General features: G+C 74.9%; 18 protein-coding genes, 1 pseudogene and 1 riboswitch. Of the genes and pseudogenes, 13 read left to right on the forward strand and 6 right to left on the reverse strand.

Annotated features, from left to right (window positions below; translation table 11 throughout):
- Positions 1 to 2,791, forward strand: a 2,791-nt coding sequence (locus CBZ_RS11740) for an Rne/Rng family ribonuclease (protein ID WP_130781729.1), incomplete at its 5' end; no start/stop codon positions are given.
- Between the two features lie 58 nt (positions 2,792 to 2,849).
- Here the strand turns inward: CBZ_RS11740 and CBZ_RS11745 are convergent.
- Positions 2,850 to 3,962 carry a YihY/virulence factor BrkB family protein gene (locus CBZ_RS11745; RefSeq protein WP_130781730.1) on the reverse strand — a complete coding sequence of 371 codons (1,113 nt, stop codon included), beginning with the start codon at positions 3,960 to 3,962 and terminating at the stop codon, positions 2,850 to 2,852.
- Between the two features lie 113 nt (positions 3,963 to 4,075).
- Positions 4,076 to 4,687, reverse strand: a complete 612-nt coding sequence (locus CBZ_RS11750; RefSeq protein ID WP_246013308.1) for an NAD(P)H-dependent oxidoreductase — start codon at positions 4,685 to 4,687, stop codon at positions 4,076 to 4,078.
- A gap of 157 nt (positions 4,688 to 4,844) precedes the next feature.
- Here CBZ_RS11750 and CBZ_RS11755 point away from each other — a divergent pair, with 157 nt between their 5' ends.
- The 5 genes from CBZ_RS11755 to proB all read left to right on the forward strand — a co-directional run bounded on the left by CBZ_RS11755 (position 4,845) and on the right by proB (position 9,340).
- Positions 4,845 to 5,495: a TetR/AcrR family transcriptional regulator C-terminal domain-containing protein gene (locus tag CBZ_RS11755; protein ID WP_165446752.1), complete on the forward strand. Its 651-nt coding sequence runs from the start codon at positions 4,845 to 4,847 to the stop codon at positions 5,493 to 5,495.
- A gap of 269 nt (positions 5,496 to 5,764) precedes the next feature.
- The gene (gene rplU / locus CBZ_RS11760) at positions 5,765 to 6,073 is read left to right on the forward strand and encodes a 50S ribosomal protein L21 (protein ID WP_174768669.1); all 309 of its coding nucleotides are present in this window, start codon (positions 5,765 to 5,767) and stop codon (positions 6,071 to 6,073) included.
- 65 nt (positions 6,074 to 6,138) lie between these two features.
- Entirely contained in the window at positions 6,139 to 6,399 is a 261-nt protein-coding gene (gene rpmA, locus CBZ_RS11765; RefSeq protein WP_130781734.1) for a 50S ribosomal protein L27, read from the forward strand.
- Between the two features lie 107 nt (positions 6,400 to 6,506).
- Complete coding sequence (gene obgE / locus CBZ_RS11770) at positions 6,507 to 8,030, forward strand: GTPase ObgE (RefSeq protein ID WP_130781735.1); 1,524 nt, start codon at positions 6,507 to 6,509, stop codon at positions 8,028 to 8,030.
- A 137-nt stretch (positions 8,031 to 8,167) separates the two neighbouring features.
- Entirely contained in the window at positions 8,168 to 9,340 is a 1,173-nt protein-coding gene (proB, locus tag CBZ_RS11775) for a glutamate 5-kinase (protein ID WP_130781736.1), read from the forward strand.
- Between the two features lie 101 nt (positions 9,341 to 9,441).
- Here proB and CBZ_RS11780 read toward each other — a convergent pair whose 3' ends face one another.
- The 4 genes from CBZ_RS11780 to CBZ_RS11795 form a co-directional block, all read right to left on the reverse strand.
- Complete coding sequence (locus CBZ_RS11780) at positions 9,442 to 11,082, reverse strand: ABC transporter substrate-binding protein (RefSeq protein ID WP_130781737.1); 1,641 nt, start codon at positions 11,080 to 11,082, stop codon at positions 9,442 to 9,444.
- Positions 11,083 to 11,164: 82 nt separating this feature from the next.
- Positions 11,165 to 12,940 carry a dipeptide ABC transporter ATP-binding protein gene (locus CBZ_RS11785; protein WP_130781738.1) on the reverse strand — a complete coding sequence of 592 codons (1,776 nt, stop codon included), beginning with the start codon at positions 12,938 to 12,940 and terminating at the stop codon, positions 11,165 to 11,167.
- Entirely contained in the window at positions 12,937 to 13,929 is a 993-nt protein-coding gene (locus tag CBZ_RS11790; protein ID WP_130781739.1) for an ABC transporter permease, read from the reverse strand. Before CBZ_RS11790 ends, CBZ_RS11785 begins: the two co-directional genes overlap by 4 nt.
- Positions 13,926 to 15,011, reverse strand: coding sequence for an ABC transporter permease (locus CBZ_RS11795; protein ID WP_246013305.1), 1,086 nt, complete (start codon positions 15,009 to 15,011; stop codon positions 13,926 to 13,928). Before CBZ_RS11795 ends, CBZ_RS11790 begins: the two co-directional genes overlap by 4 nt.
- A gap of 72 nt (positions 15,012 to 15,083) precedes the next feature.
- Positions 15,084 to 15,195, reverse strand: a riboswitch (SAM riboswitch).
- Between the two features lie 199 nt (positions 15,196 to 15,394).
- On the opposite strand from CBZ_RS11795, the gene CBZ_RS11800 reads away from it, so the two are divergent.
- From CBZ_RS11800 to CBZ_RS11825, 7 genes and pseudogenes are all read left to right on the forward strand, one after another.
- Complete coding sequence (locus CBZ_RS11800) at positions 15,395 to 16,213, forward strand: NADPH-dependent oxidoreductase (RefSeq protein WP_130781740.1); 819 nt, start codon at positions 15,395 to 15,397, stop codon at positions 16,211 to 16,213.
- An 88-nt stretch (positions 16,214 to 16,301) separates the two neighbouring features.
- The gene (locus CBZ_RS11805; RefSeq protein WP_130781741.1) at positions 16,302 to 16,727 is read left to right on the forward strand and encodes a rhodanese-like domain-containing protein; all 426 of its coding nucleotides are present in this window, start codon (positions 16,302 to 16,304) and stop codon (positions 16,725 to 16,727) included.
- Positions 16,724 to 17,794, forward strand: coding sequence for a GNAT family N-acetyltransferase (locus CBZ_RS11810; RefSeq protein WP_218022759.1), 1,071 nt, complete (start codon positions 16,724 to 16,726; stop codon positions 17,792 to 17,794). The genes CBZ_RS11805 and CBZ_RS11810 overlap by 4 nt, the downstream gene beginning before the upstream one ends.
- 78 nt (positions 17,795 to 17,872) lie before the next feature.
- The gene (locus CBZ_RS11815) at positions 17,873 to 19,192 is read left to right on the forward strand and encodes a glutamate-5-semialdehyde dehydrogenase (RefSeq protein ID WP_130781742.1); all 1,320 of its coding nucleotides are present in this window, start codon (positions 17,873 to 17,875) and stop codon (positions 19,190 to 19,192) included.
- Positions 19,193 to 19,250: 58 nt separating this feature from the next.
- A complete protein-coding gene (locus CBZ_RS20895; protein ID WP_165446753.1) occupies positions 19,251 to 19,406 on the forward strand; it encodes a hypothetical protein in 156 nt (51 codons plus the stop codon).
- A gap of 22 nt (positions 19,407 to 19,428) precedes the next feature.
- A complete protein-coding gene (gene nadD / locus CBZ_RS11820; RefSeq protein ID WP_130781743.1) occupies positions 19,429 to 20,028 on the forward strand; it encodes a nicotinate-nucleotide adenylyltransferase in 600 nt (199 codons plus the stop codon).
- Positions 20,025 to 20,315 (forward strand): annotated as a pseudogene (locus tag CBZ_RS11825) (hypothetical protein); the annotation flags it as partial. The gene nadD and the pseudogene CBZ_RS11825, both read left to right, overlap by 4 nt.

A 20,315-nucleotide genomic window follows, 5' to 3' on the forward strand; every position in this document is an offset into this window, starting at 1 on the left:
GGCCCCGGCCGACGTGCCGACCGCGGAGGAGACCGAGGAGGAGGACGAGGACGCGCAGCCCGCCGAGGCCGCGCCCGCCCTCGACGTCCTCGCCGCGCTCGCCGACGTCCGCACCGCCGAGCCGCCGGCCGTGACCAGCCCGCGCCTCGCGACGACCGCGCTCCTGTTCCAGGCGCCGGACCCGTCCGCGTCGCGCCCCCGCCGTCGCCGCGCGCAGGCCAGCGCCGGGTCGCCCGAGGCGATCTCGGAGGCCGCCCGCCGGGCGGAGCACGAGGAGGCCGAGCGCCTCGCCGCCGAGCAGGCGGAGCAGGCCGCCGGGCAGCCCGCCGCCGAGCAGGAGCAGACCGAGCGCCCGACGCGGCGACGTGGCCGCCGCGGTGGCCGTGCCGCCGCCGTCCCGGCCGACGAGCCCGCAGAGGTCGACGAGGCCGTGGCCGGGGAGACCCCCGAGGACACGGTGCCCACCGCCGAGGACGGCGCGGACGTCGAGGACGTCACGACCGACGAGGACGACACGACCGGCGACGACACGACCGGCGACGAGCAGGGCGGTCAGCGCCGCCGTCGTCGCCGCGGCGGCCGTGGTCGCCGCAGCCGCACGGACGCCGCCGAGCAGGACGACGCCGCCGACGAGGACGCCGAGTCCGAGCCCGAGCAGCAGGACGAGTCCGACGAGGGCGACGAGGGTGACCAGGGCGGGTCGAGCCGTCGTCGTCGCCGTCGCCGTCGGGGCAGCCGCGCCGAGGGCGGCGAGCCCGCCGAGCGTCCGCGCGGCCGGTCGGCGAGCGACGAGGTCACCGCACTGCGCGGGTCCACGCGGCTCGAGGCCAAGCGTCAGCGTCGCCGCGAGGGCCGCGACGCGGGCCGCCGCCGCCAGATCATCACCGAGTCCGAGTTCCTCGCCCGGCGCGAGTCGGTCGAGCGGACCATGGTCGTGCGCGAGCGCGCCGGCCGCACGCAGATCGGCGTGCTCGAGGACGGCGTGCTCGTCGAGCACTACGTCTCGAACCAGGCGCAGACCTCGATGGTCGGCAACGTCTACCTGGGTCGCGTGCAGAACGTGCTGCCGAGCATGGAGGCCGCGTTCGTCGACGTCGGCAAGGGCCGCAACGCCGTGCTCTACGCCGGTGAGGTCAACTGGGACGCCGCGGGCCTCGAGGGGCAGCCGCGCCGCATCGAGCAGGCCCTCAAGTCGGGCGACTCGGTGCTCGTGCAGGTCACGAAGGACCCGATCGGCCACAAGGGCGCCCGCCTGACGTCGCAGGTCACCCTCGCGGGCCGCTACCTCGTGTACGTGCCGGGCGGCGGCATGACCGGCATCAGCCGCAAGCTGCCCGACATCGAGCGCAACCGCCTGAAGAAGATCCTGCGCGAGGTCGTGCCGGACTCCGCGGGCGTCATCGTCCGGACCGCCGCCGAGGGCGCCTCCGAGGAGGAGCTGCGGGCCGACATCGCGCGCCTGCAGGGCCAGTGGGAGGCGATCGAGAAGAAGTCGCGGACCGCGTCGGCGCCCGCGCTGCTGCAGGGCGAGCCGGACATGGCGATCCGCGTCGTGCGCGACATCTTCAACGACGACTTCTCCGCACTCGTCGTCCAGGGCGACGAGGCGTGGTCGACCATCTCGTCGTACATCGACGAGCTGGCGCCGGACCTGGCGAAGAAGGTCTCGAAGTGGACCGGTACGCAGGACGTCTTCACGGTGCACCGCGTCGACGAGCAGCTCGCGAAGGGCATGGACCGCAAGGTCTGGCTGCCGTCGGGCGGGTCGCTCGTCATCGACCGCACCGAGGCGATGACCGTCGTCGACGTCAACACCGGCAAGTTCACCGGGTCGGGCGGCACGCTCGAGGAGACCGTCACGCGCAACAACCTGGAGGCCGCGGAGGAGATCGTCCGCCAGCTCCGGCTGCGCGACATCGGCGGCATCATCGTCATCGACTTCATCGACATGGTCCTCGAGTCGAACCGTGACCTGGTGCTGCGGCGGCTCGTCGAGTGCCTCGGCCGTGACCGGACGAAGCACCAGGTCGCCGAGGTGACGTCGCTCGGTCTCGTGCAGATGACCCGCAAGCGGGTCGGTCAGGGCCTGGTCGAGGCGTTCAGCGAGACGTGCGAGCACTGCCACGGCCGCGGCTTCATCGTGCACGACGAGCCCGTCGAGAAGAACGGCCGGCCGGACGCGGGCGCCCCGCAGCCCGCGGCCGCCGAGGGCGAGTCGAAGCGGTCGCGCCGCAAGCGCGGCGCCAAGGAGCCCGCGGTCGCCGCCCCGCACCCCGGTGTCCCCGTCCTGCCCGAGGCGCGCGAGGCCGTGAAGGCCACGCTCGCCACGATCGCCGCCGCGGCGGCGCACGCCCACGAGCACGACCACCACCACGAGGACGCACCCGTGACGCAGGCCGTCGCGGACCTCGACCTCGGTGCGCCCGAGCAGCCCGTGACGCACGCCGTCCCGGGGACGGCCGAGTCGATCGCGATCGACGTCGCGGTGGTCGAGGAGCTCGGGGCGGGCGACGCGTCGCAGGCACCTGCGGCGGAGGCGCCCGCCGCGCCGGCGGCGTTCGACGTGCTGGCGGCGCTCGCCGCGAGCGGTGTCGCGCGTGACGACGCCGCGCCGGTGGTCTCGGACGACACCGAGCCCGACGCCGAGCCCGCCAGCGTGGCCGTCGAGCCGACCGAGGACCCGTCGCTCGAGCTGACGCCGGTCTCGCCCGACGTGTTCGCGGACGCCGCGGCCGACGAGGACGACGAGGACGAGACCGACGAGGCCGAGGGCGCCGACCCGACGGCCTGAGGACAGGACGCACGACGCCCGCGCAGCTCCGGCCGCGCGGGCGTCGTGCTGTCCGGGCTCAGCCGTCCCGGTGAGGGGAGTCGGAGTCGTGCTCCTGGTCGGCGTCCGGCTCGCCGTGCGCGAGCCGCAGCGCCCGACCGCGCGCGACGTCCTCGGCGGCCTTCGCCTGCTTCTTCTCGCTCGCCTTGGTGTCCCGCGGCGGCAGCTGGATGGTCTCCTCGGCCGCGATGCCGCCCTGGAGCTGGCGACCCCGCTCGAGCTCGGCGTCGAGCTCGGCGCCGAACAGCAGCGCGAGGTTGCTGATCCACAGCCAGAGCAGGAAGACGATCACACCGGCCATCGAGCCGTAGGTCGCGTCGTAGGACGCGAACGTCGTGACGTAGAAGCCGAAGGCGACCGACGCGAGCGCCCAGACGAGGAGCGCGACGAGGGCGCCGACGCTGATCCAGCGGAACTTCGGCTGCCGGACGTTGGGCGTCGCGTGGAAGAGGATCGCGACCGCGACGACGACGAGCGCGACGACCACGGGCCACTTGAGCACGTTCCACACCGTGACGGCGGTGTCGCTGAGGCCGACGGCGTCACCGATGGTCCGTGCGACCGGGCCGGAGAGCACCATCGCGACGACGACGAGGACGGCGATGACGACGAGCGCGAGCGTGACGAGCAGGATGACGGGCCGCAGCTTCCAGATCGGGCGCCCCTCGTCGACCTCGTAGATGCGGTTCATGCCGCGCCCGAACGCCGCGACGTAGCCGGAGGCGGACCACAGGGCCAGCAGGACGCCGACGACGAGCGCGATGCCGGCCTTGGAGTTGGAGGTCACCGCCTGGATGACGGGCTCGACGGTCTGCGCCGCGTCCTCGGGGGCGCCGAGGTCGGCCACGAGGTCCATGACCCGGTTGAGGGTCTGCTCGGGGTCGCCGACGAGGCCGAGCACGGAGACGACGGCGAGCAGCGCGGGGGCGATCGCGAGGACCGCGTAGTAGGTCAGCGCGGCGGCGAGGTCGGTGCACTCGTCCTTGAGGAACTCGCGCAGCGTCCGACGGGCGACGTAGCGCCAGGACGGCCCGTGCAGGTCGTCGGGGGAGTCGGGCTTGCGGGGGTCCTCCGGTGCGGGGGCCGCGTCCTTGGCGGTGCTGCGCGTGCTGGTGGTGTCGTGCCGGCTCATGACGCTCCCCGCGGGCGGCGTGCGTGCGGCCTGGCCTGCTTCACCGTCGTGGGTGCCCGATCTGGCGAGGCTAGGTCGCGGGTGCCCGGGTCGCACGCCGAGCGGGTGCGCGGTCAGCCGACGGCGACGGCGACCTCGACGACGGGTCGCAGCCGGACGCCTGCGGCCCGGTCCTCGATCCGGGTCAGCCACCGCTCGCGACGCTCCGGGGACACGTCGGCGACGCGTGGGTGGCTCAGCCAGCGGGCGGGCACGCCCATCTTCTGCCAGACGCCCCGCACGGACGCCTTCTGCGCGGTGTTCCCGAAGACCCACCGGTAGGCGGGTCCGGGGGTGGTCATGGTGGTCGCGACGGTGACGCGCTGCAGCCGGGCGAACCGGCCGCGGGGGAGCCCGAGAGGTCCGTCCTCGTAGGCCCACCCGGGCACGAGCACCTTGTCGTAGAACCCCTTCATGACCGCGGGGGCGGTCTCCCACCAGACGGGGTGGACGAGCACGAGGTGGTCGGCGGCGTCGATGCGGCGCTGCAGGTCGACGACCACCGGGTCGAGCGTGGTGCGTGCCCGCCATGCGCCGAGGTCGGCGCGGCGCATCACGGGGTCGAACCCGGTCGCGTCGAGGTCGAGCACGTCGACGTCGTGGCCGGCGCGTCGGGCGCCGGTGGCGGCGGCGTGGGCGAGCGCGTGGCAGAAGCTGCCCTCGTAGGGGTGGTTGACGACGACCATGGTGCGCACGCGGGGCCTCCCGGCTAGTCTTGAACAGTGTTCAATGAACGATGTTCAGGTTCATTGAACGATGTTCAGTTGTCAAGGGGCCGGGCTCTGCATGGGGAATGATGGACAGGCCCTGCGACCTACCGGGGCGAGCACGGAGGGAGCGCGCATGGCGCAGCGGCTGGACCGCGAGCGGATCGTGCGGCGCGCGCTCGACCTGCTCGACGAGGTCGGGCTCGACGGCCTCACGCTGCGCCGGCTCGCGGGCGACCTCGGCGTGCAGGCCGCCGCGCTCTACTGGCACGTGCCGAACAAGGCCGCGCTGCTCGACGAGATGGCGACCACCATGCTCCGCGACCTCATCGCGCAGGCCGACGACGAGCTGCGGGCCCTGCACGGCGAGCCGTGGCAGGACTGCGTCCGGCTGTCGGCCGAGCGGTTCCGTGCGGCACTGCTGTCGCGGCGCGACGGGGCCCGGGTGTTCAGCGGGACCTACGTGACCGACGAGCGCCTCGCGGGCTGGATCGAGCTGCCGCTGACGATCCTCGTCGACGCCGGGTTCGACCCGGCGGACGCCGTGCGCGCGTGGGGCACGCTCCTCGCGTACATCCAGGGGTTCGTCGTCGAGGAGCAGTCCGCGGCCGTGCGGGCCGGTGCAGCCGGTGCGGGCGGCGAGGGGAGCGAGGGCGGCGGGTCCGTCGGGCGCGGCCCGGGCGGCGACGCCGAGGAGCGCTTCGCGTTCGGGGTCGACGTCGTCGTGCGCGGGCTGGAGTCGCGGCTCGCGCCGGTGCCCGACCGTCAGGGGGCCGCGGCCCGCTGACCGGGGGCGTACGCTGTGCGTTCGGTCACGTCGGGGCCGGGGGACGCCGACCCGTGCCCGTCAGGTTTGACCCTGCGTCGTGGGGTCCGTACCCTAGAACGTCGGCGCGTCGTGTGCGCGCTGGTCACGTGTGCCGCCGCAGCGGCGCCGACGCGACTCCCACAGGGACCGGTCCACCGGTCAGCCGTGGGGCGTGCGCGGGCGCGAGCAGGGTTCGGGCAGACGAGCATTCGACCTCAGTAGTTGGACGAGCAGAGATGAGCAGCAACGTGGTGTACGCGATCGTGAAGGCTGGCGGCCGCCAGGAGAAGGTCGCGGTGGGCGACGTCGTCGTCGTCGACCGCCTCGCCGCGCAGGCCGGCTCGACGGTCGAGCTGCCGGCGCTCCTGCTCGTCGACGGGGAGAAGGTCACCACCGACGCCGCGGCCCTGGCCAAGGTGAAGGTGACGGCGGAGGTCGTGCGGGACGAGAAGGGTCCCAAGATCGACATCCTCAAGTACAAGAACAAGACCGGTTACCGCAAGCGCCAGGGTCACCGTCAGCAGCTGACCCGCATCAAGGTCACCGGCATCAAGTGAGCTTCCCCGCGGCGCACTGACGCCGCGGCCCCCGACTTACGCAGCAGCTAGAGAGCAGGTTCGTCATGGCACACAAGAAGGGCGCGAGCTCCTCGCGCAACGGTCGCGACTCCAACGCGCAGCGCCTCGGCGTCAAGCGCTTCGGCGGTCAGGTCGTCAAGGCCGGCGAGATCATCGTCCGCCAGCGCGGCACGCACTTCCACCCCGGCAACAACGTCGGCCGTGGCGGCGACGACACGCTCTTCGCGCTGACCGCCGGTGCGGTGGCGTTCGCCACGCGCCGCGGCCGCAAGGTCGTCGACATCGTCGCGCCCGCCGAGGTCTGACGACACCACAGCAGTCGACGAAGGGGCGCACCGGTGCGGTGCGCCCCTTCGTCGTGTGACGATCGAACGAGAACCGTCGGACGTCCGGCGGAGGACAGGAGACAGCCGTGGCGACATTCGTCGACCGGGTCGTGCTGCACACGACCGGCGGAGACGGTGGGCACGGCTGCGCGTCCATCCACCGCGAGAAGTTCAAGCCCCTCGCCGGGCCCGACGGCGGCAACGGCGGCAACGGCGGGTCCGTGATCCTCGAGGTCGACCCGCAGGTCACGACACTCCTCGAGTTCCACCACCTGCCGCACCGGCGCGCCGCGTCCGGCACGCAGGGCATGGGCGACCACCGACAGGGCTCGACGGGCCCCGACCTCGTGCTCGGTGTCCCGGACGGCACCGTCGTCAAGGGTCCCGACGGCGAGGTGCTCGCGGACCTCGTCGGCGTCGGGGCGCGCTTCGTCGCCGCCGCGGGTGGTCGTGGCGGTCTCGGCAACGCGGCGCTCGCCTCGCAGCGGCGCAAGGCCCCCGGCTTCGCGCTGCTCGGCGAGCCCGGCGAGACGGCCGACGTCGTGCTCGAGCTCAAGACGATCGCCGACGTCGCGCTCGTCGGGTACCCCAGCGCGGGCAAGTCGAGCCTCGTCGCCGCGATCTCCGCCGCCCGCCCCAAGATCGCCGACTACCCGTTCACGACGCTCGTACCGAACCTCGGTGTCGTGCAGGCCGGGTCGTCGCGGTACACCGTCGCCGACGTCCCGGGTCTCATCCCCGGCGCGTCCGAGGGGCGCGGGCTCGGCCTGGAGTTCCTGCGGCACATCGAGCGCTGCGCGGTCATCGTGCACGTGCTCGACTGCGCGACGCTCGAGCCCGACCGCGACCCCGTGTCCGACCTCGACGTCATCGAGGCCGAGCTGGCCGCGTACGCGGGCGACCTGGGCATCGAGGGCGGTCGGGTGCCGCTCGCGGAGCGCCCGCGGATCGTCGTGCTCAACAAGATCGACGTGCCCGAGGCGCGCGACCTCGCCGAGCTGGTCCGGCCCGAGCTCGAGGCCCGCGGGCTCGCGGTGTTCGAGGTGTCGACGGCGAGCCACGAGGGCCTGCGGCCCCTGACGTTCGCGCTCGCCGAGCGTGTCGAGACCGCGCGCCGCGAGGCCCCGCAGCCGGAGGCGACGCGCGTCGTCCTGCGTCCCAAGGCCGTCGACGACGCCGGGTTCACGGTGACGCGGCGCGAGGGCGGCGGCGCGGTCTGGTTCTCGGTGCGCGGCGAGAAGCCCGAGCGCTGGGTGCGGCAGACCGACTTCACGAACGACGAGGCCGTCGGGTACCTCGCGGACCGCCTGGCGCGGCTCGGCGTCGAGGAGCGGCTGTTCGCCGCCGGTGCCGTCGCGGGCGACGAGGTGCGGATCGGCCCCGACACGAACGCCGTCGTCTTCGACTGGGAGCCGACGCTCATGACGGGCTCCGAGCTGCTCGGCGGCCCTCGCGGCTCCGACGTGCGCCTCGAGGACCGGTCGCGTCCGACCCGCGGCGAGAAGCGACAGGAGTACAAGGACCGGATGGACGCCAAGAGCGTCGCCCGCGACGAGCTCTGGACCGAGCGGCAGCACGGCGTCTGGACGGACGCGGCGAAGGACGACTGAGCAGGGGCGGCGCCGCAGACCGTGCGGCGCCGCGGACCGCGCGGCGTCGGGCGGCGTGACCGATCCCGGTCCGACGAGCGGCGGACGGCCGTCCGGCGCGCGGATGGTCGCGAGCCCGGGGGTCCGGGCGAGGCACAATGCCGGACGTGACCGCCGCCGCCCTGCACGACCGCCAGCAGCTGCCCGACGCGGCGCGGGTGGTCGTCAAGGTCGGCTCGTCGTCGCTCACCAGCCCCGACGGCCGGCTCGACCCGGACCGCCTGCGCGCGCTCGTCGACGTGCTCGCGGCGCGCCGCAACGCCGGGGGACAGGTCGTGCTGGTCTCGTCCGGCGCGATCGCGGCCGCGATCGGCCCGCTCGGCCTGGCGACCCGCCCGCGCGACCTCGCGACGCAGCAGGCGGCGGCGTCGGTGGGCCAGGGCCTGCTGGTCGCGCACTACACCAAGGCGTTCGCCGACCACGGGCTGCGGGTCGGGCAGGTGCTGCTGACGGCGGAGGACACGGTGCGCCGCGGCCACTACCGCAACGCCCACCGAGCGCTGACCCGGCTGCTCGCCCTCGGCGTCGTGCCGGTGATCAACGAGAACGACGCCGTCGCGACCGACGAGATCCGGTTCGGCGACAACGACCGCCTCGCCGCGCTCGTCTCGCACCTCGTGCACGCCGACGCCCTCGTGCTGCTCACCGACGTCGACGCGCTCTACACGGGTCCGCCGTCGCGGCCCGGCTCGCGGCGCCTCACGCACGTCGCAGGCCCCCGCGACCTCGACGGCATCGACGTGTCCTCGCGCGGCAGCGCCGTCGGCACGGGCGGCATGGTGACGAAGCTCGAGTCGGTCGCGATCGCCACGCACTCCGGCATCCCGGTCGTCCTCACGTCCGCCGCGCAGGCCGGTGCCGCGCTCGCCGGGCAGGACGTCGGCACGTGGTTCGCCGCGACCGGCCGGCGGTCGTCCATCCGGCTGCTCTGGCTCGCGCACGCCGCGCGGACCCACGGGCGTCTGGTGCTCGACGAGGGGGCCGTGCGGGCCGTCGTCGAGCGGCGCACGTCGCTCCTGCCCGCCGGGGTCACCGGGGTCGAGGGGACGTTCGACGCGGGCGACCCGGTCGAGATCGTCGGACCCGACGGCGTGGTCGTCGCGCGCGGGCTCGTCGCCTACGCGTCCGAAGAGGTGCCGGGGCTGCTCGGTCGCTCGACGTCGGACCTGCGGGCCGCGCTCGGCCCCGGCTACGACCGCGAGCTCGTGCACCGCGACGACCTCGTGCTCGTCCGGCGCCGCCGCGGGCCGGCTCCGGCTCCGGTCGGCTGAGGTCCCCACGCTTCCACGGGGTCGTCCGCGACGGCCGTCCGGACACGACGACGACGGCCCGCCGGGTGCTCCGGCGGGCCGTCGGTCGTCCGGCGTCTGGGTCAGTCGGCGAGCCAGGTGGTCGTCAGCTGGTCGAGGCGCGAGTCGGCGCCCAGCTGCACCTCGTGCACGTCGGGCGACAGGCCCAGGTAGGTGGTCAGCTCGTGCACCGGCAGCACCCAGTGCTCCGAGACGAGCCGCTCCTGCGCCTCGGCGAGGACCGCGTCCCGGGCGGCCGGGTCACCCGCGGCGAGCTGCTCCTGCAGCAGGGCCTCGAGCGTCGGGTCGTCGATCCGGTAGAAGTTCGTCGCCGCGACCGAGTACTGCGTGCGCAGGACGTCGCCGTCGGCGCGCGACAGGTTGCCCCACACGAGGTCGAACTCGCCGGCCTTGAGCTTCGCCTGGAAGTCCGGCACCGCGCCCGACCACAGGGTCACGTCGATCCCGACAGCCTTGAGCTCGGACTGGATGAGCTCGACCGAGGTCTGGTTGGGCGAGAAGTTCGTGATCCACACGAGCGTCGGGGCGAGCCGGACGCCGTCCTTCGCGTAGATGCCGTCGGTGCCCTTCGCCCAGCCGGCGTCCTCGAGGACCTCGGCGGCCGCGTCCGGGTCCGACGTCAGGTGGTCGCTCACGTCGGCGACGCCCGGGGTCGTGGAGGCGAGGACGCTCGTGGCGACCGCGAAGCCGTCGACGAGCGCCGTGTCGCGGATCTCCGTCGGGTTGATCGCGAGGCCGATCGCCTCGCGCACGACGGGGTCGCTGCCCAGCGGCGAGGCGCCGTTGAACGTCAGGCCGAACGTGATCCCCGGGTTGGCGCGGTGCACCAGCGGGAAACCGGACTGCTCGAGGACGGCGATGTCGGTCGGCTGGACGCCGCCGATGACCTGGACCTGGCCGGACGTGAGGGAGCCCGTCCGGACGCTCGCCTCGGGCGCGACCTGGAACGTCACCGAGTCGAGGTGCGGTGCGCCGGCGCCCGCGCGGGCCTCGGGCGCCCACGCGTAGTCCTCGCGCGCGGTGAGGACCGTCTCGGTGTCCTTCGTGTAGTGGTCGAGCACGAACGGGCCGGTCCCGACGACGCCCTGGCCGCTCGCGCGGTCGTCGAACGGCACCGCGATCGTCGAGGCGGCGACGACCCCGAGCGCGACCGTGCTCGTGGCCTGCGGGAACGCGGCGTTCGGCGCGGAGAACGCGACGGTGACGGTGTGCTCGTCGACGACCGTCGTGCCGGCGTACCCGACGAACGACGGCGCCGCGCCGCTCTTGGCGCCCGCGGCGACGATGTCGTCGAACGTCGCCTTGACCGACTCCGCCGTCAGCGGGGTGCCGTCGGAGAACGTCACGTCGTCGCGCAGCGTGAACGTGTGCGCGGTGGCGTCGGCGTTCGACTCCCACGCCGAGGCGAGCCACGGCTCCAGCGACCCGTCGGCCGGGTCCTGCCAGAGCAGCGAGTCGACGAGCTGGCGCGTGACGTACAGGGTGTCGTTGCCGGAGCCGATGCCCGACGGGTTGATCGAGATCGGGTCGTTGCCGATCGCGAAGACGAGGTCGCCGCCGTCGACGGGGGCGGCGTCGGACGCGGTGGCGGAGGGCTCGGCGCCGGTCGTGCCGGTCGAGCTGCACGCGGCGAGCACGAGGCCGAGCGCGACCGCCGAGGCGGCCACGCGCAGGGTGCGCGCACGGACGGGGGACTGCGACATGGGGGTCTCTCCAGGTGGGGATGGTGCGGGTGGTGGGGCGGTGGCCGGACGCGTCAGCGCCGGGGGCGGGGACAACAGGCGGTCATCGCTCACCTCCCGTGGCGTGCGCACGCGCGGCGGCGCCGGGGATCGCGGCGAGCAGCTCGGCCGTGTACGGGTGCTCGGGGCGGGCCAGGACCTGCTCGACGTCGCCCCGCTCGACGACCCGCCCGTGCCGCAGCACGACCACGTCGTGCGCGACCTGCCGGACGACGGCGAGGTCGTGCGAGATGAACAGGTAGGAGACGTGCAGGTCCCGCTGCAGGTCGGCGAGCAGGTCGAGGATCTGCGCCTGCACGGACACGTCGAGGGCGGACACGGGCTCGTCGAGGACGACGATGTCGGGCCGGACCGACAGCGCGCGGGCGATCGCGACGCGCTGGCGCTGGCCCCCCGACAGCTCGGCGGGGCGGCGCTGCAGGGCGGACGACGGCAGGGCGACGAGGTCGAGCAGCTCGGCGGCACGCCCGGCGCGCTCGCGGCGCGTCCCGACGCCGAACGCGCGCAGCGGCTCGGTGACGATGCGCTCGACGGGCCAGCGCGGGTCGAGCGACGCGTACGGGTTCTGCTGCACGACCTGCAGGCGGCGGCGCAGCGCGCGCAGGTCGGCGCCCCGGGCGCGTGTGACGTCCACGCCGTCGACGTGCACGGTGCCGGCCGTGGGCTCCGCGAGGCGCAGCGCGAGCCGCGCGGTCGTCGACTTGCCGGACCCCGACTCGCCGACCAGCGCGAGGGTCCGCCCGCGCGGCACGGCGAACGACACGTCGTCGACGGCCCGCAGCGCGCCGCCGCGGGGGAGGGGGAAGTCCTTGACGAGTGCCCGGACCTCGAGCGCCGCGGGTGGTGCGGGGTGCGCCGCGCCCGGCACCGACCGGGCGGGCGCGGTGGCCGCGTCCTCCGCCGTGCTTGGCGTGTCGGTCGTGCCAGCGGTGCCCGCCGGTCCCGACGTCGTGCCCGCCGCCGTGCCGACGTCCGGGCGACGAGCGCCGCGCAGCGACGGTGCCGCGGCGAGCAGTGCCCGCGTGTACGCCTCGCGGGGCGCGCCGAGCACCTCGTCGGGCGTGCCGGTCTCGACGACCCGCCCCCGCGACATGACGACGATCCGGTCGGCGCGGTCGGCGGCGACGCCGAGGTCGTGCGTGATGAGCAGGACACCCGTGCCGGTCGCGGACGTCAGGTCGTCGAGGTGGTCGAGGATGCGGCGCTGGACGGTGACGTCGAGCGCGCTCGTCGGCTCGTCGGCGACGAGCAGCCGGGGCTTGGCGACGAGCGCGATCGCGATGAGGACGCGCTGGCGCATGCCGCCCGACAGCTCGTGCGGGTACTGCCGGGCGCGGACCTCCGGCTCGGGCAGGCCGGTGCGGCGCAGCGCCTCGACGGCCTCGAGCGCGGCGCCGCGCCGGTCGGCGAGCCCGTGCACGACGAGCACCTCGGCGACCTGCTCGCCGATGCGCTTCACGGGGTTGAGCGACACGGTCGGGTCCTGCGGGACGAGGCCGACGAGCGCGCCGCGGACGGTGCGCAGCACTCGGGGCGACGCGGTCGCGAGGTCGTGCCCGAGCAGGTCGATGCGGCCGGAGTCGATGCGCGCGCCGGGCGCGAGCAGCCGGACGACGGCCGCGGCGGTGGTGGACTTGCCCGAGCCGGACTCGCCGACGACGGCCACGGTCTCGCCGGCGTCGACGTGCAGGGACACGTCGCGCACGGCGTGCACGTCGCCGCGACGTGTCCGGTAGCTGACGGCGAGGCCGTCGACGGTGAGCAGGCGCGCGGTCGGGGGTGCGTCGTGCCCGGTCGTGGCGAGGGTCGTGGCGGTCATCGGTTCCTCCCGGGGTCGCCGTCGAGCGCGCGCGAGATGCGGCCGGCGGACAGGACGGTGGCGACGATGACGAGGCCGGGGAGCGTCGTCAGCCACCACGACGTGCGCAGGTAGTCGCGTCCGCCCGCGACGAGGGCGCCCCACTCGGGTGCGGGCGGGGGCTCGCCGTAGCCGAGGAACGACAGCGACGACACCGCGAGGACGGCGGCGCCGAGCTCGATCGCGGCGAGCACGACGACCGGGCCGACGGAGTTGGGCAGCACGTGGCCGAGCAGGACGGTCCACCAGCGGCTTCCGCCCGCCTGGGACGCCTCGACGTAGCCGGACGTCCGGACGCGCAGCACCTCGGAGCGCATGATGCGCGACACCGACGCGACGTTGGCGAGGCCGACGGCGATCGCGACGTTGACCGACCCGAACCCGAGCACGGTGATGAGGGCGAGCGAGAGCAGCAGTGCGGGGATGGAGAGCAGCACGTCGACGACCCGCATCGCGACGTCGTCGACGAGTCCGCCCACGAAGCCCGCCACGAGCCCGACGACGGCGCCGACGAGGAGCCCGACGAGGACGGCGACGAGTGCCGCGCGGAGCGTGAGCTGCGTGCCGTGCACGACGCGCGTGTACAGGTCGCGGCCGAGCTGGTCGGTGCCGAACCAGTGCGCCGCGGACGGCGCCTGCAGCTTGTCGGCGGGCACGCCCACGAGGGGGTCGCCGGGTGCGAGCAGGCTCGGCGCGAACGCGGCGAGGAGCACGGCGACGGACCACAGCAGCGCGAGGACGAGGCCGGGGCGCCGCACGAGGTCCTCGAGGCGGGTGAGCCAGGCGCCGCGGTGCGTGAGCTCGTCGTCGTGCTCCCGGACGGCGTCGGCGAACCGGTCGGCCGACGTCGACGTGAAGTCGTCCGCGCGGGTGTCCGGGTCGAGCGCGGTGGGCACGAACCCGTCAGGGCGCGACGCGCCGGCGCTGGTCAGGCTGTCGATCGTGCTCATCGGGCACCTCCGGTGCGGGCGTCGTGACCGCCGCCGACCGGGACCGCGGCCCCGTCGTCCTCCGCAGCACGCGGGGCGGGCAGGGCGACGTCGGCGGGCGTGGCGGTGTCGGGCTCGGCGGTGTCGGGCTCGGCGGGCGTCGGCACGGCCCGCCCGACGGTGACGATGCGCGGGTCGAGCAGCGGGTACACGACGTCGACGGCGAGGTTCGCGAGCACGTAGACGGTCGCGGCGACGAGCACGACGCCCTGCACCACGGGGATGTCCTGGGCGGCGACGGACGTCGCGGTGAGCCGGCCGAGGCCCGCCCGGGAGAACACGGTCTCGGTGACGACGGCGCCCGACAGCAGCCCGCCGACGACCAGCCCGGTCGCGGTCAGTGCGGGCAGCGCCGCGTTGCGCAGCGCGTGCCGCAGGTGCACGCGGGCCCGGCCGGCGCCCTTGGCGACGGCGGTGTCGACGTACGGCTCCCGCAGGGTGTGCAGCAGGCTGCGCGACAGGAGCTGGGCGATGATCGCGGAGGTCGGCAGGGCGAGCGTGACCGCGGGCAGCACGACCGACGCGAGCCCCTGGTTGCCCAGCGCGGGGAAGATCGGCAGCTGGAACGAGAACCACTGCACGAGCGTCAGGCCGAACCAGAACGAGGGGATCGCGACGCCGAGCGGCGGCAGCGCGAGCAGGAACCCCGCGAGGGCGCGGCTGCGGGTCGCGGTCGCGACGACAGCGAGCGTCCCACCGCCGACGACGGCGAGCAGCAGCGCGGCGCCCGCGATGGCGGCGGTCGGCGGCAGGGCCTGGGCGAGCAGCGTCGTGACGGGCTGCTTGCTGACGACGGACGTCCCGAGGTCGCCGCGCACCGCGTCGAGCAGGTGCGTCACGTACTGCACCGCGAGCGGCTGGTCGAACCCGTACTCGGCGCGCAGGGCGTCGAGCTGCTCGGGGGTGACGTCGCTCGACTCGCCGCCGTACATGAGCGAGACCGGGTCGCCGGGCAGCGCGTAGAGGACGAGGAAGGACACGGTCCAGGCCGCCCACAGGACGAGGGCGGCGAGACCGAGCCGGCGGGCGAGGTACCGCGTCACGACGCGGCCGCCTGCGGCGGTGCGGAGGTCATGGGGGACTCCTTCGGTGCGCGGACGGGTGCGCGTGGTCGACGTACGTGCTTGCGCGGCGGGGGCGCCGTGCCGGGTCATCACCTGGAGCACCCCGCCACGTGCGGAGGGTTGCCGCCCGACCAGCCAGGGCTTGTCGTCGGGTCTCGTGACCGGCCGGAAAGTAGAAAGCGGGGCAGGGGTGGTCAATGGCCGCTCCGTGCCGTCTCATGATGCGGACGTGCGGTCCGCCGGTTGGTCCCGCGTCGTGAGACGCCCGCGGTCGTCCGTTGACATGCCCGACCGGCGCACGGAGCCTGCGGCCGCTGCACCGCGACCACGCCGCCGCAGCGTCACCGACCCACGGAGCCACCATGTCCGTCGACCTCCAGCACGACGTCACGCTCGACCAGCGCTACGGCGGTGCCGCGCCCGCGCGCGTCCTGACCACGCCCGTCGTCGAGCAGCAGCTCGCGCACCGGTCGGTCCGCCGCTACCTGCCCGACGCCGTCGACGACGACGTCCTCGCGACCCTCGTCGCCGCCGCGCAGTCCGCCGCCACGAGCTCCAACCTGCAGCTGTGGAGCGTCGTCGCCGTGCGGGACGCCGAGCGCCGCGCACGCCTCGCGGCGCTCGCGGGCGACCAGGCGCACGTCGTGCAGGCGCCCGTGCTGCTCGTCTGGCTCGTCGACCTGGCCCGCGCGCACGCCGTCGCCGCCCGCCACGACGCGCCGACCGCGGGTGCCGAGTACCTCGAGACGGCCGTCGTCGGGTTCGTCGACGCCGCGCTCGCCGCGCAGAACGCCACGCTCGCCGCGGAGTCGCTCGGCCTCGGCACGGTGTACATCGGGGCGCTGCGCAACCACCCGACCGAGGTCGCCGACCTGCTCGGCCTGCCGCGGCACGCCTTCCCGGCGTTCGGCCTGGTCGTCGGGCACCCCGACCCGTCCGAGGGTGCGCGCGTCAAGCCGCGGCTGCCACAGGCGGCGGTGCTGCACCACGAGGCGTACGACGAGGCCGCGCACCACGTCGTCGACGAGTACGAGCAGCGGATCGGCGCGTTCTACGCCGACGAGGGCCTCGAGCACTCGTGGGTCGAGCGGCTGCTCGCGCGGCTGTCCGGTCCGCGGTCGCTCCACGGCCGCGAGCGGCTGCGCGAGCACCTCGGCGCGCGCGGGTTCCCCCTGCGCTGACGCCTCGGGACCGGCGGCCGCACGCCGGCGCCGACCCGACCCCTGCACCCCACATCCGCACCGTCCCACCCGCACCGAGGAGACCGTCGTGACCCGATCCACCGCACCCGCGCAGGACCTCACGCTCGACGAGGCCGGGGCGCTCGCCCCGCTCGTCACGCCCGCGCAGGCGGCCGCGGCCGTCGCCGCCGGTGCCGTGCTCGTCGACGTCCGCAGCGACGCGGGCCGCGCGACGACCGGCGCGCTGCCGGGCGCCACGGTCGTCGACCGGTACGCCGTCGACGACGCGTTCGACCTCGCCGCGGCGGCCCGCGCGGTGCCCGTCGTGTCGGTCGACACCCCCGTCGTCGTCGTGTGCGGATCGGTGCGTGGCTCGGGGCCCGTCGCGGCAGCTCTGCGCGAGAAGGGGTTCACGAACGTCGTGCACGTCGAGGGCGGCGCGCCCGCGTGGAAGGACGCGGGCCTGCCCGTCGACCAGGTGCCGAGCGACGACACGCCGGGCGTGCCCGCGTGACGACGACGACGCTCCCGACGAGTGCCCCGCCCGCGTCCGCGACGCGGCCGTTCGTCGTGCGGACCGCGACCGCCGACGAGCACGAGGCGGTCGGTCGTCTGACGCAGCGCGCGTTCGACGACGGCCCGTACGGCCCGGCGACCGACCCGGAGCGCGTCCGGCTGCTGCGCGACGCGGCGACCCGGGCGCGCGCCGGTGACCTGCTCGTCGCGGCCGACGCCGACCGGCTGCTCGGGACGGCGAGCCTGCTGCGCCCCGGCCACGGCCTCACGCGGCAGGCGCGCGACGGCGAGGCGGAGATCCGTCTGCTCGCGGTGGACACGTCGGCCCGCGGCCGCGGCGTGGGTGCGGCACTCGTGGCCGCGTCGCTGGACCGCGCGCGGGCGTGGGGCGTGCGCGCGCTCGTGCTCGACACGGGTGCGCGCAACGTCGTCGCGCACCGCCTGTACGAGCGCCTCGGCTTCGAGCGGGCTCCCGCCCGCGAGACGGTCGTCGTCGGGAACGGCGTCGGGAGGCTCGTCGTGTACACGCACGACCTCACGCGGACCGGGGTCCTCGTACGCCTGGTCGCGCCGCACGAGCACGACGAGGTCGCCCGCCTGTCCGTCGCCGCGTACGCGCACGACGACGACCTCAGCGACACGTACCGCGCGTCGCTGGCCGACGTCGCCGCGCGTGCCGCCGAGCACGAGGTCTGGGTCGCGCAGGACCGCGCCACGGGTGCGCTGCTGGGGACCGTCGCGACCCCTCGGGCCGGACGGCACATCTCGCCGCTCGGCCAGGAGGGGGAGCTCGACTTCCGGCTGCTCGCGGTGTCGCCCGACGCCCGCGGGCGGGGGATCGGGACGCAGCTCACGCGGTTCGTCGTCGACCTCGCCCGGGCGCGCGGCCTGCGGCGCGTCGTCATGAACTCCGGCCCGCGGATGACCGCCGCGCACCGCCTCTACGAAGGGCTGGGCTTCGTGCGCCTGCCCGAGCGGGAGACGCGCGTCGTGGACGGCGGCACGCTGCTCGCGTTCGGTCTCGACGTCGACGACCCGGCGGGCGAGGGCCGCACGCGGGCATGAGGGAGCGGTGCACCGGGCCGCCCGTCGCCCCGGTGGACGGCTCGACCGCACGGTTCCGGCGCGGACTACCCTGACGGGATGACCGCATCGCTCGACGTCCCGCTGCACGACCAGGCCGGCGAGAGCGCGACGACCGACGTCGCCGCGCAGGTCCGGCAGGTCGCCGAGCGGGCCAAGGTCGCCTCCCGGGCGCTGGCCACCGCGACGCGTGCCACCAAGGACGCGGCGCTGCACGCGCTCGCCGACGCCCTCGTGGAGGCGACCGCCGAGATCGTCGCCGCGAACGCCGAGGACCTCGAGCGTGGCCGCGCCGACGGGCTGCCCGCCGGCCTGCTCGACCGGCTCGAGCTCACGCCCGAGCGGATCGTCGGGATCGCCGACGCGCTGCGGGAGCTCGCCGCGCTGCCCGACCCCGTCGGCGAGGTCGTCCGCGGCTCGACGCTGCCCAACGGTCTGCGGCTGCGCCAGCTCCGCGTGCCCATGGGTGTCGTCGGCATGATCTACGAGGCGCGGCCCAACGTGACGGTCGACGCGGCCGGACTCGCGCTCAAGAGCGGGAACGCCGTGATCCTGCGCGGCGGCTCGGCCGCGGCCCGCAGCAACGCCGTCATCGTCGACGTGCTGTCCCGTGCGCTCGTCGCGCGGCGGCTGCCGGGCGCGCTCGTGCAGTCCATCGACGCGTGGGGGCGGCCCGGTGCGGTCGCGCTCATGCACGCGCGCGGCCTGGTCGACGTGCTCGTCCCGCGCGGGGGAGCGGACCTCATCGCGACCGTGGTGCGCGAGTCGACCGTCCCCGTCATCGAGACCGGCGTCGGCAACGTGCACGTGTACGTCGACGAGAGCGCCGACCTGGCCGTCGCGCTGCCGATCATCCTCAACGCCAAGACGCAGCGCGTGGGCGTCTGCAACGCCGCCGAGACGCTGCTCGTCCACCAGGGGGTCGCCGACGAGTTCCTGCCCGCCGCGCTCGCCTCGCTGGCCGACGCCGGCGTGACGATCCACGGGGACGAGACGACGCTCGCGCTCGCCCCGGAAGAGGTGTCCGCCGTCCCGGCGACCGACGAGGACTGGGCGACCGAGTACCTGTCGCTCGACCTCGCGGTGAAGGTCGTCGAGGACCTCGACGAGGCGCTCGACCACATCCGCAGGTGGAGCTCCGGTCACACCGAGGCGATCGTCACGCGCGACCTCGCCGCCTCCGAGCGGTTCGTCGCCGAGGTCGACTCGGCGGCCGTCATGGTGAACGCCTCCACGCGGTTCACCGACGGCGGCCAGCTCGGTCTCGGCGCCGAGATCGGGATCTCCACCCAGAAGCTGCACGCCCGCGGCCCCATGGGCCTCGCCGAGCTGACGACCACCAAGTGGGTCGTCCAGGGCGACGGGCACGTCCGGCCCTGACGTCACAGCCTGCCGTGCGACACTTGTCGCTCCGCGCACACCCACCAGGAGGAACGCCGTGCACAGCGTCCTGATCGCCGCTGCCGAGGAAGCCGCAGCGCACACCAACGAGCTGCCGTTCTCGCCCGTGGTCTTCGGCGTCGGGGCGTTCGTCGGCCTCACCGCCATGCTGCTGTTCACCTTCGCGTTCCGGAGCGTCGGGACGCGCCACTGAGCGCGGCGGGGACTCGGGACCGATGACGCAGCGGCGGCCACGCCTGGGGGTGATGGGCGGCACGTTCGACCCTGTGCACCACGGGCACCTGGTCGCCGCGAGCGAGGTCGCCGCACGGTTCGACCTCGACGAGGTCGTGTTCGTGCCCACGGGCCACCCGACGTTCAAGCAGGACCAGTCGGTGACCGAGGCCGAGCACCGGTACCTCATGACGGTCATCGCGACGGCGTCCAACCCGCGGTTCACGGTGAGCCGTGTCGACGTCGAGCGTCCCGGGCTGACGTACACGGTCGACACGCTGCGCGACCTCAAGTCCGCGCGTCCCGACGCCGACCTCTACTTCATCACGGGGGCCGACGCCATCGAGCAGATCCTCACGTGGAAGGATGCCGAGGAGCTGTTCGCCATGGCCCACTTCGTGGCCGTCACCCGACCGGGGCACACGCTGTCCGTCGAGGGCCTGCCCCCCGACCGGGTGAGCATCCTGGAGGTCCCTGCCCTGGCGATCTCCTCGACCGACGTCCGCGCGCGTGCGCGTGCCGGGCAGCCGGTCTGGTACCTCGTCCCCGACGGGGTCGTCCAGTACATCGCGAAGCACAGGTTGTATCGAGGTCAGTCATGAGTGAACCGGGAGAGCGACGCCGCCGTCGCGAGCTCGAGCGCGCCGCCGAGCAGGACCCGACGGCGCCGGGCTCGGTGTCGCGGCGGTCGATGCGCGAGCAGACGGACGGCCAGGCGGGCGTCCCGTCGTGGTCCGTGCCCGCCGACGAGCAGTCGACGCGGTCGCGGCGGTCGATCCGCGACACGTCCCTCGACCCGACGAACGCGCCGCGCCCCGCCGCCGGGCAGCAGGCGACGCCCGCGCCCGCGTGGCCGACGAGCCCCGCGCGCCCCGCAGCAGCACCGGCC

This window comes from Cellulomonas biazotea (assembly GCF_004306155.1).
Lineage (GTDB): Bacteria > Actinomycetota > Actinomycetes > Actinomycetales > Cellulomonadaceae > Cellulomonas > Cellulomonas biazotea.

Bases quoted from the DNA above. Each gene is read 5' to 3' on its own strand.
- CBZ_RS11745 (WP_130781730.1), bottom strand. From the start codon at position 3,962: ATGAGCCGGCACGACACCACCAGCACGCGCAGCACCGCCAAGGACGCG.
- CBZ_RS11750 (WP_246013308.1), bottom strand. From the start codon at position 4,687: ATGGTCGTCGTCAACCACCCCTACGAGGGCAGCTTCTGCCACGCGCTC.
- CBZ_RS11755 (WP_165446752.1), top strand. From the start codon at position 4,845: ATGGCGCAGCGGCTGGACCGCGAGCGGATCGTGCGGCGCGCGCTCGAC.
- rpmA (WP_130781734.1), top strand. From the start codon at position 6,139: ATGGCACACAAGAAGGGCGCGAGCTCCTCGCGCAACGGTCGCGACTCC.
- proB (WP_130781736.1), top strand. From the start codon at position 8,168: ATGCCGGACGTGACCGCCGCCGCCCTGCACGACCGCCAGCAGCTGCCC.
- CBZ_RS11780 (WP_130781737.1), bottom strand. From the start codon at position 11,082: ATGTCGCAGTCCCCCGTCCGTGCGCGCACCCTGCGCGTGGCCGCCTCG.
- CBZ_RS11785 (WP_130781738.1), bottom strand. From the start codon at position 12,940: ATGACCGCCACGACCCTCGCCACGACCGGGCACGACGCACCCCCGACC.
- CBZ_RS11790 (WP_130781739.1), bottom strand. From the start codon at position 13,929: ATGAGCACGATCGACAGCCTGACCAGCGCCGGCGCGTCGCGCCCTGAC.
- CBZ_RS11800 (WP_130781740.1), top strand. From the start codon at position 15,395: ATGTCCGTCGACCTCCAGCACGACGTCACGCTCGACCAGCGCTACGGC.
- CBZ_RS11815 (WP_130781742.1), top strand. From the start codon at position 17,873: ATGACCGCATCGCTCGACGTCCCGCTGCACGACCAGGCCGGCGAGAGC.
- nadD (WP_130781743.1), top strand. From the start codon at position 19,429: ATGACGCAGCGGCGGCCACGCCTGGGGGTGATGGGCGGCACGTTCGAC.